Source organism: Phytobacter sp. RSE-02, from assembly GCF_040578655.1.
Taxonomy (GTDB): Bacteria; Pseudomonadota; Gammaproteobacteria; order Enterobacterales; family Enterobacteriaceae; genus Phytobacter; species Phytobacter diazotrophicus.
Genome location: NZ_JBEULY010000002.1, coordinates 228,609 through 239,543, shown reverse-complemented (window position 1 = coordinate 239,543; position 10,935 = coordinate 228,609). Strand labels below are relative to the sequence as shown.

Annotated in this window: 11 protein-coding genes; 4 read left to right on the top strand and 7 right to left on the bottom strand. The window is 52.5% G+C overall.

Annotated features, from left to right (window positions below; translation table 11 throughout):
- Positions 1-3: 3 nt before the first annotated feature.
- Both fdxH and fdnI read left to right on the top strand, forming a co-directional pair.
- Positions 4-885, top strand: a complete 882-nt coding sequence (gene fdxH, locus ABU190_RS04790; protein WP_354690564.1) for a formate dehydrogenase subunit beta — start codon at positions 4-6, stop codon at positions 883-885.
- Entirely contained in the window at positions 878-1,534 is a 657-nt protein-coding gene (gene fdnI / locus ABU190_RS04785; RefSeq protein WP_296416509.1) for a formate dehydrogenase-N subunit gamma, read from the top strand. The genes fdxH and fdnI overlap by 8 nt, the downstream gene beginning before the upstream one ends.
- Before the next feature lie 83 nt (positions 1,535-1,617).
- Here the strand turns inward: fdnI and ABU190_RS04780 are convergent, their stop codons facing one another.
- The 3 genes from ABU190_RS04780 to ppk2 form a co-directional block, all read right to left on the bottom strand.
- Positions 1,618-1,941 (bottom strand): CcdB family protein, encoded by a 324-nt coding sequence (locus ABU190_RS04780; RefSeq protein WP_071194178.1) that lies wholly within the window; start codon positions 1,939-1,941, stop codon positions 1,618-1,620.
- The gene (locus tag ABU190_RS04775; protein ID WP_169038529.1) at positions 1,941-2,132 is read right to left on the bottom strand and encodes a hypothetical protein; all 192 of its coding nucleotides are present in this window, start codon (positions 2,130-2,132) and stop codon (positions 1,941-1,943) included. Before ABU190_RS04775 ends, ABU190_RS04780 begins: the two co-directional genes overlap by 1 nt.
- 169 nt (positions 2,133-2,301) lie before the next feature.
- Positions 2,302-3,120 carry a polyphosphate kinase 2 gene (gene ppk2, locus ABU190_RS04770; protein ID WP_193796155.1) on the bottom strand — a complete coding sequence of 273 codons (819 nt, stop codon included), beginning with the start codon at positions 3,118-3,120 and terminating at the stop codon, positions 2,302-2,304.
- Positions 3,121-3,365: 245 nt separating this feature from the next.
- Here ppk2 and araJ point away from each other — a divergent pair, with 245 nt between their 5' ends.
- A complete protein-coding gene (gene araJ / locus ABU190_RS04765) occupies positions 3,366-4,541 on the top strand; it encodes an MFS transporter AraJ (protein ID WP_222556061.1) in 1,176 nt (391 codons plus the stop codon).
- 41 nt (positions 4,542-4,582) lie between these two features.
- Here araJ and ABU190_RS04760 read toward each other — a convergent pair whose 3' ends face one another.
- Both ABU190_RS04760 and ABU190_RS04755 read right to left on the bottom strand, forming a co-directional pair.
- Positions 4,583-5,020, bottom strand: a complete 438-nt coding sequence (locus ABU190_RS04760) for a VOC family protein (protein WP_354690563.1) — start codon at positions 5,018-5,020, stop codon at positions 4,583-4,585.
- A 183-nt stretch (positions 5,021-5,203) separates the two neighbouring features.
- Complete coding sequence (locus tag ABU190_RS04755) at positions 5,204-6,919, bottom strand: ABC-F family ATP-binding cassette domain-containing protein (protein WP_354690562.1); 1,716 nt, start codon at positions 6,917-6,919, stop codon at positions 5,204-5,206.
- A gap of 376 nt (positions 6,920-7,295) precedes the next feature.
- On the opposite strand from ABU190_RS04755, the gene ABU190_RS04750 reads away from it, so the two are divergent.
- On the top strand, positions 7,296-8,702 hold the full coding sequence (locus tag ABU190_RS04750) for a glutamine synthetase family protein (protein ID WP_354690561.1): 1,407 nt from the start codon (positions 7,296-7,298) through the stop codon (positions 8,700-8,702).
- A gap of 111 nt (positions 8,703-8,813) precedes the next feature.
- On the opposite strand, the gene ABU190_RS04745 is transcribed toward ABU190_RS04750, so the two are convergent.
- A complete protein-coding gene (locus ABU190_RS04745) occupies positions 8,814-10,511 on the bottom strand; it encodes an NAD-dependent malic enzyme (RefSeq protein ID WP_354690560.1) in 1,698 nt (565 codons plus the stop codon).
- Positions 10,512-10,687: 176 nt separating this feature from the next.
- The gene (gene sra, locus ABU190_RS04740; protein WP_039079045.1) at positions 10,688-10,822 is read right to left on the bottom strand and encodes a stationary-phase-induced ribosome-associated protein; all 135 of its coding nucleotides are present in this window, start codon (positions 10,820-10,822) and stop codon (positions 10,688-10,690) included.
- Positions 10,823-10,935: the final 113 nt, after the last annotated feature.

Genomic DNA, 10,935 nt, shown 5'->3' with positions numbered 1-10,935 from the left:
GATATGGCAATGGAAACACAGGACATTCTCAAGCGCTCCGCGACAAATCCCATCACCCCCGCGCCACGTGCGCGGGATTGTAAAGATGAAGTGGCCAAGCTGATTGATGTCTCTTCCTGCGTGGGCTGCAAAGCCTGCCAGGTGGCCTGCTCTGAGTGGAATGATATCCGCGATGAAGTCGGGCACTGCGTCGGGGTGTACGACAACCCGGCGGATCTGAGCGCCAAATCCTGGACGGTGATGCGCTTTAGCGAAACCGAACAGAACGGCAAGCTGGAGTGGCTGATTCGCAAAGATGGCTGCATGCACTGTGAGGATCCGGGCTGTCTGAAAGCTTGCCCATCCGCTGGGGCGATCATCCAGTACGCCAATGGGATTGTTGATTTCCAGCAGGAAAATTGTATCGGCTGCGGCTACTGCATCGCCGGTTGCCCCTTTAACGTCCCGCGCCTCAATAAAGAGGATAACCGGGTCTATAAATGCACCTTGTGTGTGGATCGCGTGAGTGTCGGCCAGGAGCCGGCCTGCGTGAAAACATGCCCAACCGGGGCCATTCACTTTGGTACCAAAAAGGAGATGCTGGACGTCGCGCAGGCGCGCGTTGAGAAACTCAAGAAACGCGGCTATCCGAATGCGGGGGTCTACAACCCGCAAGGCGTTGGCGGCACACATGTGATGTATGTGCTGCACCATAATGACCAACCACCGTTGTACCACAACCTGCCGAAGGATCCGACTATCGACACGTCCATCAGCCTGTGGAAAGGAGCGCTGAAACCGCTGGCTGCCGCCGGATTTATCGCCTCGTTTGCCGGGTTGATTTACCACTACATCGGTATTGGGCCGAATAAAGAAGTCGATGACGACGAGGAGCATCATGAGTGATTCGAAAATGATTGTGCGCACCCGGTTTATTGATCGTGCCTGTCACTGGACGATGGTTATCCTCTTCTTCCTGGTGTCGCTGTCGGGGATCTCGTTTTTCTTTCCGACGCTACAATGGCTGACAGAGACCTTTGGTACACCGCAGATGGGGCGCATCCTGCACCCGTTCTTTGGCGTTGCGGTCTTTCTGCTGCTCATGGTGATGTTTGTGCGCTTTGTGCATCACAACATCCCGGACAGGCAGGATATTCCCTGGCTGAAAGGGATTGTGGAGGTACTGAAAGGCAACGAGCACAAGGTCGCGAAAGTCGGCAAATATAACGCCGGGCAAAAGATGATGTTCTGGACCATCATGAGTATGATTTTTGTCTTACTTGTATCCGGCATTATCATCTGGCGCCCCTGGTTTGCCCAATATTTCCCGATACAGGTGATCCGCTATAGCCTGCTGATTCACGCAACCTCTGCCATTATCCTTCTTCACGCCATCCTGATTCATATGTATATGGCGTTCTGGGTGAAAGGCTCAATTAAAGGGATGATCGAAGGGAAAGTGAGCCGCCGCTGGGCACGCAAACATCATCCGCGTTGGTACCGTGAGGTCGAAAGGCAGGAAGCCAAAGAAGAGAACATGCACGGCCTCAGATAGCGTTCGCCGGGTATGCCAACTGTGTATTTACCTGCTTACCCGGCCTGGCGCGTTCACAGGCGTCAGGCCGGGGCGGGTGATGGTCAGACATTGGTGATCAACGCGTCGATGGCATTGACGACGTCTCGTCTGGCCGACCTGAGGTTACAAATAAAATCTTTATGATGAATCCGCGACGTTTCCAGATTTGTCAGCATCGGTGAATAAAGCGTTAGCGATTCAAACTCGACATTAATTTTGGGTGCGACATTGAGATGCCATAAAGGCAGCTTTGGGTTTCGCATAAGAGGAATGATGACTCGGGTAGAAAAATCATCATAACAATCGTCCTGAACAATCATATAATATGGCAATACTTTATTGGTTTGCGAAGAAGGATTTCGATATACATTAAATTGTCTCAGCATTAAAGCACCCTAAAATATTCGTCATCCGTGATAGTTCCATGTTCTGCAACAAACTCATTCATCGCTCGAATAAATTCCTTGTCATTTTCAGATAGCTTCGTACCATTAGGCTTTCCTTTTGGTTTCGCCTGTGGCGCGTTGCTTCTGGCATGTGAACGAGGCGCCGCACTATGTACGGAATAATTTTTCATCTTTTCATCTCCCTTGTGTTTATGTAAACATTATCAATCCCCCCGCACAAAAAACAATACTGAACCCCCTGGTAATTCCCTTTCTGCGAGAACAATTCCAGAAAAAAAGAAACACGTGAAATAAAGGCAACTGCATCGGCAGCGGTAACCGATGCAGGAAGACACTTATTCAGAACGGTTCGGGAATAATACGGAAAGGATAATGGGTGGGTTTAACTTTACCTATTTTGCGTTTCGGGAACTCCACCGGATCGTCCGGAATATCCTCATAAGGGATCTGCGTTAGCAGGTGGGTAATGATATTCAGCCGTACACGTTTTTTGTCTTCGGAGCGGGCGACAAACCACGGTGCCCATGAGGTATCGGAGGCTTCGAACATCGCGTCTCGCGCAACAGTGTAATCATCCCAGCGGTCGAAGGATTTGATATCCATGGGGGATAGCTTCCAGGTCTTACGGCCATCGTTCACACGGTCGCGCAGACGGCGTTCTTGCTCTTCCGGCGTCACCTCAAGCCAGTATTTCAACAAGATAATGCCGGACTCAACCATAGCGCGCTCCATCATCGGGACGCTTTCCAGAAATTTATCTACTTGTTCCATTGTGCAAAAACCCATCACGCGTTCAACCCCGGCGCGGTTGTACCAGCTACGGTCAAAGATAACAATTTCACCTGCCGCCGGCAGATAGGGAACGTAACGCTGCAGATAAAGCTGGCTTTTTTCGCGCTCAGTGGGGGCGGGCAGGGCGACAACGCGGAAGATACGTGGACTGACGCGTTCAGTAATGGCTTTGATGGTGCCGCCTTTGCCCGCGCCATCACGCCCCTCAAAGACGATGCAGACTTTGAGCCCTTTGCTGACAACCCAGCGCTGAAGTTTTACCAGTTCAACGTGAAGCCGACGTAACTCTTTCTCATATTCCTTGTTTTTAAGCGGCGCCGCAGGAGGTGCGTCAGCGATGGTGCTAATGTTTTTCTTCTTTCCCATGACTCTCTTCCTCTTTCAAATAAATAACGAGACGCCTAAGAAGTGTAATGGTCGGTTCAGGTGCGCGCGAAAATTACTCGTGTCATTGTATTTCAGGGGCTTCTGATATATCGCATAGGGTATAAAAACATTCACAGCCTGAGCTGAATGTATGGATGAATATGCCAGCAGGAGAGTTTGAACTGGTTCACACTTAACGAATGGTCGATAATGCTTGTTGCATTCTATTAACATGTGGTTGTGGTATGAAAAAGACGATTTTTTCGTTAGCACTGGGCACCTTTGGCCTCGGCATGGCGGAATTTGGCATTATGGGTGTGCTGACCGAACTGGCGAAAGATGTGGGGATCTCCATTCCGTCGGCGGGCAATATGATCTCCTTTTATGCTTTTGGCGTGGTGATCGGCGCGCCGATTATCGCCGTGTTCTCCAGCCGTTTTTCCTTGAAAACCATTCTATTGTTCCTGGTCGCCATGTGTGCGGTGGGGAATACAATTTTTACCTTTTCATCGTCATATACCATGCTGGCCATCGGCAGGCTGGTGTCGGGGTTCCCTCATGGCGCGTTCTTCGGCGTTGGGGCAATTATTCTGTCTAAAATCGCCCCGCCGGGAAAAGTGACACTGGCCGTTGCGGGTATGGTCGCCGGGATGACGGTGGCTAACCTTGCGGGTGTACCGCTGGGAACCTGGCTTGGTCATGCCTTTAGCTGGCGCTACACCTTTATGCTGATTGCGCTGTTTAATTTACTGGTGCTCGTTTCCATTCTCCTCTGGGTACCCCAACTTTTTGATAAATCCGAAACCCGTTTTACCGAACAGTTTCGCTTTCTGAAAAAGCCAGAGCCGTGGTTTATCTTCGCCGCCACCATGTTTGGTAACGCGGGCGTCTTCGCCTGGTTCAGCTTTGTGAAGCCATTTATGCTGAACGTGTCCGGCTTTTCGGAAATGTTCATGACGGTCATCATGATGCTGATGGGGCTGGGAATGGTGTTGGGTAATCTGTTAAGCGGCAGATTGTCCGGACGATATAGCCCGCTGCGTATCGCAGCCACCACCGATCTGGTGATTGTACTGTCTTTGCTGCTGCTGTTTGCTTTCGGCGAAAACAAAGTCGCCTCTTTAATGATGGGTTTTATCTGCTGCGCGGGTCTGTTCGCTCTGGCGGCACCGCTACAAATTCTGCTTTTACAGAATGCCAAAGGCGGTGAATTACTGGGGGCGGCAGGAGGACAAATTGCCTTTAACCTCGGCAGTGCCATCGGCGCTTATTTTGGCGGCCTGATGATCACGCTCGGTCTGAGCTGGGATTATGTCACGCTGCCCGCCGCAATCCTTTCGTTCTCGGCCATGTCAGCGCTGCTTATGTACGGGCGCGTAAAGGCGAAGCGGGTTCGTGCTGACGTTAGCGCACTGGCCTGAAAAAAACGCTCTTAAGGGAGCGTTTTTCGTCACATCAGCAATTAATCGCGCAGCCACGGCGTAATGCTTAAGCCCACCAGAATGCCTTCCGGGCTGAGAAAGCGGGTGATGCTTTGTCCCCAGGGCTCAAGGCGGTTCTCCACGAGCAGGGCGTAGCCTTTTTCGCGCAGCACACGGGTTGCGCTGTCAAGATCGGCGACTTCGAACTCAATCCAGCTTTGCGGCGCGGGAATATCGGCAGGCCATACTTCTGTTCCAAAGCAGGACTGTGCCGCCTGATGCAACGGCCAGAGTGCAAAATGTTTTGCGCCGTCAAGCGCGCCATGTTCGGCTAACAGGTAATCTTCATTGCCCTCCATGGGCTTAATGGGAAGACCTAACGTCTCCTGGTAAAGTGCTTTACTGTCGCCCACGTTGCATGGGACTGGGCCAAAACCTGCAATAAACAACACATCCAGGCCACGGGTCGAAATATCCATATCTGTTTCACCTCAGTCGGTATGCGGAAAAATATCAATAAGACAGCGCACGTATAACGGCATGCAAAAAAATATGCGGTTATGCGGGGCCATTTTTAGCGCTTACATTGCTTTTTACAACAGATAACACCTCTCTCGCCATGAGAAAAAACAGGCGCAAAAGCGCCTGTTCAGGTAGGTGTCTTACATCAGTAACCGGTTGATTCTGGCTATCTCCTCTCGCCACTGCGCCTGTAGCAACGGTTTTTGATGCGCCGGTTTACGCGCCAGATCCTGCTCAAGGCGGGTTTCCAGCGCAATTAACTGCTCCAGTAACGCATCGCTTTCATCAACCAGCTCCGTTGATGCCGCTTTTGCTGTCACCGGCGTCTCATCTCCCTGTTGTACCTGGCGCAGACGGTCGTAGACCACCTCGACGTCGTGCCATTCGCTAAACTGCCCCTGTTCAACCAGCCAGAAGCGGTTACAGCTCTGGCCAATTAGCTCACGATCGTGGCTGACCAGCAGTACACCGCCTGAGAACTGTTGCAGCGTTTGCATCAGTGCCTCTTTACCGCTCATATCCAGATGGTTAGTCGGTTCATCGAGCATCAGCAGGTTGTAGCGAGCCAGCGACAGGCCAACAAACAGCAGTCGGGAGCGCTCGCCGCCGCTGAGCGTTGCCACTTTTTGTCCGTGACGAGCCCAGGCAAACCCGGCGCTGATTAACGTCATTTTGCGCAATTCCGCCGACGGCGCGAACGGCTCCAGCGCGTCCAGAAGCGTCGCGTCATCGGGCAGTTGCTCCAGCGTCTGATCATAGTACCCGGCATGCAGACGTGGATGAACCGCCATCCCAGGAGCCGCGATATCACCGGTCAGTTGACGCCAGATAAGCCGAAGCAGGGAGGACTTCCCACAGCCGTTTTGCCCGATAATGGCAATCCGGTCGCCGGTTTTTACCCGCGCCAGCGGCACGGAAAAGAGCGGTGGTAAACCCGGCGCGGCGCTGACGGGGAGATGTTCCATCTCCAGCAAACGGTCGGCAATCAGCGGTTCGCCCTGGAGTGTTAAACGCCACAGACTTCCCGCCGTCAGTTGCGTCTGGCTCTCTTTCAGGCGTTCTACCTGCTTTTCCATTTGCTTTGCTTTACGCGACAGATCTTCATTGTCGTAAACACGCCCCCAGGTCGCCAGCCGTTTGGCGCTGCTGGTAACCCGGTCGATCTCTTTTTGCTCTGCTTTGTGGCGCAATGCATCGCTGGCATCCCGCTCCTGCAGCGCCTGACGCGCGGCAGAGCAGGGAAGTGCGAAGTAATGCAGCCGGTTATCGCGAAGGATCCAGGTGCCATTGGTCACGGCATCCAGTAGCGCCCGGTCGTGAGAAACCAGCACAAAGCTACCAGACCAGCGCTGCAGGAATCGCTCCAGCCAGAGCATGGTTGGCAGATCGAGGTGGTTACTGGGCTCATCCAGTAGCAATAAATCAGGATCGGTGATTAACGCGCGGGCCAACAATAGCCGGGTATGTTGCCCGCCACTGAGGGTTGCCGCAGGTAGGGCTATCTCATGTTCACTGAGTCCCATTCCGGCTAACAGCGCTTGCGCACGCCAGCGCTGAACGTCACGTTCGCCCGGCGCAAGTCGGGCCAGAACAGCGTCAAGCAGGGTGAGATCCAGCAGCGTGTCGGGCAGATGTTGCTCAACGCGCGCCATCAGGCAGTGATTCGCCACTGAAACGCTGCCCGCAGAGGGCAAAACGGTGCCATCAAGAACTTTCAATAGCGTACTTTTGCCGCAGCCGTTGTCGCCAATGAGACCAAGCCGGTCGCCTTGTTTCAGGGTAAAGGAGATATCAGAAAATAACGGACCAAATGCCGTTTCAACACGTAATGATTGTGCAGACAGTAATGTGCTCATTGCTTACTCAAGAGTTACAGGCATAGGCATGCCTCGTCAAACATCGCTGACGATAACCCGGTAAGCCCGAGGAAGGGTGTTAGTTAGCTTCGCTCAAGCCGAAGTTATCGCAGCACGATACCGATAACGCTTGAGCTGGTGCGATCACCAAAGGCATGTGAAACGAGAAAACGTTCACAGTACGACATAATTATCCTCCTTTTATTTATCCGGTTAATGGGTAGCAGCAGTGTAGCGAGGTTTTACCGAGGATGCCAGCATCGGCGTCATGGGCATTTACAGTTTTTTTATGCCGGTAAATTCCCTTTTTACAGGCTCTTTATGCCGCTTATTTTATGCTGCTTTCATCGCCGCAAGGCCTTAATGAAAGAAACCCATGAACTCACTGATGAACTTTACCTCACTCAAAAATATGCGCTCTCTTTTCCCGTTTACGGCAACATCCTCTGCGGTTGTTGCCCTCATGGATGTATCAAAGAAGAGGATCGAAAGTGATTTTGCGAAAGAAGTTCACCACTATCTGGCGCGTTACCCGGATACCCGCCACGTTGATATTTACTTGACCGACACGCACGGTATATTCCGTGGAAAACGCATTGCCATCGCTGCATTAGACGCACTGGCACAAGGATGTTATTTCCCGCAGTCTGTTTATACCATGGACAAAAAAGGCCATGTCATCAGCCGGGGAGAAAATGATAATGCAGAAGATGAGCCCGATAATCTCTGTATGCCCGTCCCCGGAACATTGCGTCCCTGCGCTCAGGATCCCAGTCATCATGCACAATTATTACTGATGATGCGCAATCATGAAGGCGGCGGCTTTGAGTACGATCCGCGCGCTATTCTCGAAAACGTCCTCGCGAAATTTCATTACCACGGTTTATTCCCCGTTATCGCGCCGGAAATTGAATTTTATCTCATCGACCCACACCAACAACATCAGCAGGAAGCCGGCTGTTTTCATTTGTCATTGTCGGCCGCAAAGACGGCTTTTGTTGAAGAACTGGAAGCGATGGCCGCCGCACAAAACTTGCCGTTATCGGGTGTGGTCTGTGAGGCAGAGCCCGGGCAGTTTGAACTGAATTTGCACCACTCCCGCGATGTGGTTGCGCTGTGCGAAAACGTTCTGGCATTACGCAAATTAACCTCTGCCGTAGCGGAAAAGTTGGGTTTGCAGGCAAATTTCATGGCCAAACCCTTCTCTGCGCTCGCGGGTAATGGCCTGCATTTTCATATCAGCCTTAATAATGTCCATGGCGAGAATATCTTTGCTTCCGATGAGGGTGAACTCAATGAGATGACCCGCCTGTGCCTGGCCGGATTGCTCCGGCTTATGCCGGCATCAATGGCCATCATGGCTCCGGGCGTGAATGGATTCAGGCGCTTACGTAAGGGTATTGATACACCGATCTTCAATGCCTGGGGCTTTAACAAGCGCTCCGCCGCACTGCGGATACCGTGTTCAGGTCATGCGGCCAGGCGTATTGAATATCGGCTGGCCGGCGCCGACGCTAATCCCTATCTGGTTATGGCGACAGTGCTGACCGGTATGCTGTATGGTCTGGAACAGGTTAACGATACCGAGCTGCCGGAGATTCTCGATAACGCGCCAATGCTACCGCTTTTTCAACAGGACGCCCTCACTCTCTTCGGCCAATGCGACTACCTCAAGGCGGCGCTGGGCGCTGAATTTTCCCGTTACTGGATCCATAGCCGATTGATGGAATTAAGCGCTTTCGAAGGCATCGTGACGGCCGAAGAAACGCATTTCCCGTCATGACTCAGAGCATTCTTGTGAACAGGTCGTAGTGAAGAGGCCGGACCGGAAAAGACAAAATAGCGGCGGATAAGAGGAAAGAAACCCGGCAACATCGCGCTGCCGGGTGAGTCATCAGATAGAGGTTCGACGATAGTTGCGATATTCCGGCAACCAGAAGTTATCGTCAATCGCCTGCAACAGTGCCTCTTCGGACGTTTTCACAGCAACACCTTCTTGTTGGGCGACTTTTGCCACCGCGAAGGCGATTGCGCGGGAAACGATATGGATATCTTTCAGCTCCGGTAAGACCAATCCTTCACCGTTAATGACCAGCGGAGAGTATTTCGCCAGCGTCTCACTGGCGGACATCAGCATATCGTCGGTAATGCGCGATGCGCCGGAGGCAATCACACCCAGACCAATACCCGGGAAGATATAGGAGTTGTTGCACTGTGCAATAGGCCAGGTTTTCTCGTTCCAGGTTACCGGCGTGAATGGGCTGCCTGTGGCGACCAGCGCCATACCGTTCGTCCAACTGATAATGTCCTGCGGTGTCGCCTCAACGCGCGAGGTCGGGTTTGACAACGGCATGACGATCGGACGCGGGCAATGCTTGTGCATTTCACGGATGATCTCTTCCGTAAACAGCCCCGGCTGGCCGGAAACGCCAATCAGAATATCCGGCTTAACGTTACGCACTACGTCGAGCAGCGACAGCGCATCGGTCTGGGCATCCCAGTTCTGCAGATTTTCGCGCTTTTGTACCAGCTTGTTCTGGAACGGCAGCAGGTTCGGCATCTGGTCGGTGAGCAGGCCAAAGCGGTCTACCATGTAGACTTTCTGACGGGCATCGGCTTCGCTTAACCCTTCACGCTGGGTCTGGGCAATAATCTGCTCGGCAATACCGCACCCGGCAGAGCCCGCGCCGAGGAAGACAATCTTCTGGTTGCTAAGCTGGCTACCCGCCGCGCGGCTGGCAGCGATCAGCGTACCGACCGTCACGGCGGCGGTTCCCTGAATATCATCATTGAAGCAGCAGATTTCATCGCGGTAGCGATTAAGCAATGGCATCGCGTTTTTCTGGGCAAAATCTTCGAATTGCAGCAGCACATTCGGCCAGCGATGTTTCACCGCCTGGATAAATTCATCAACAAACGCGGTGTACTCATCGCCGGTAATACGCGGATGGCGCGAGCCCATATACAGCGGGTCGTTAAGCAACTGTTGATTGTTGGTACCGACATCAAGGACCACGGGCAGGGTGTAGGCCGGACTGATACCACCACAAGAGGTATAGAGGGAGAGTTTGCCAATAGGAATGCCCATACCGCCGATACCCTGGTCACCCAGACCGAGAATACGTTCACCGTCAGTGACCACAATCACTTTGATGTTATGGTTCGGTACATTTTGCAGTATGTCATCCATACTGCCGCGGTCTTGCAAGGAGATAAACACACCGCGCGCGCGACGATAGATTTCGGAGAAACGCTCACACGCCCAGCCTACGGTCGGGGTATAAATGACCGGCATCATCTCATCGAGATGGTTCTCGACCAGACGATAAAAGAGGGTTTCGTTGGTGTCCTGGATATTTCGCAGGTAAATGTGCTTGTCGATATCCGTCTTAAAGCCCTGGTACTGTAACCAGGCGCGTTCAGCCTGTTCTTCAATGGTTTCCACCACGGCTGGCAACAGCCCCAGCAGGTTGAAGTGGCTTCTCTCTTCTACACTAAATGCGCTGCCTTTATTGAGTAGCGGGAACTCAAGTAATACAGGTCCGGCATAGGGAATATATAGCGATCGGTTTTTATTATGCTTCGTATGCATTTTACAGCTCCTAAGTCGACGATTCCGGCGCGAATGCCTGTTCGCGCGGGTACAGCGGCGCGCGCCAGTATAAAGCATACATATGGTAAATACTTCTTGTTCGCGCGATTTGGGAGATGAATTTTACGAGGTGTAATGCCACCCCGGGCGGGGCGGCATGAAAGGGGAAATGTACGTTATTCAACGCGACGATGACGACCAGAACGGTGCGTCACGGTAACTTCCTGATCGTCCTTATTCACCACTTTCCTGATATTAGAGACTTTGTAATCCAGCCCCATAATATGACGTGCCTGACGGTTCGATTTCATGCTTACTCCTTAATCCAGTTGATGTTTCAAGGACAAGCCCGGCGCGATGACCGGGCGAAATATAACCTGATGCAGTGCGACTACAGGGTAGCCGCAAAAGTGATGGTCCCCTA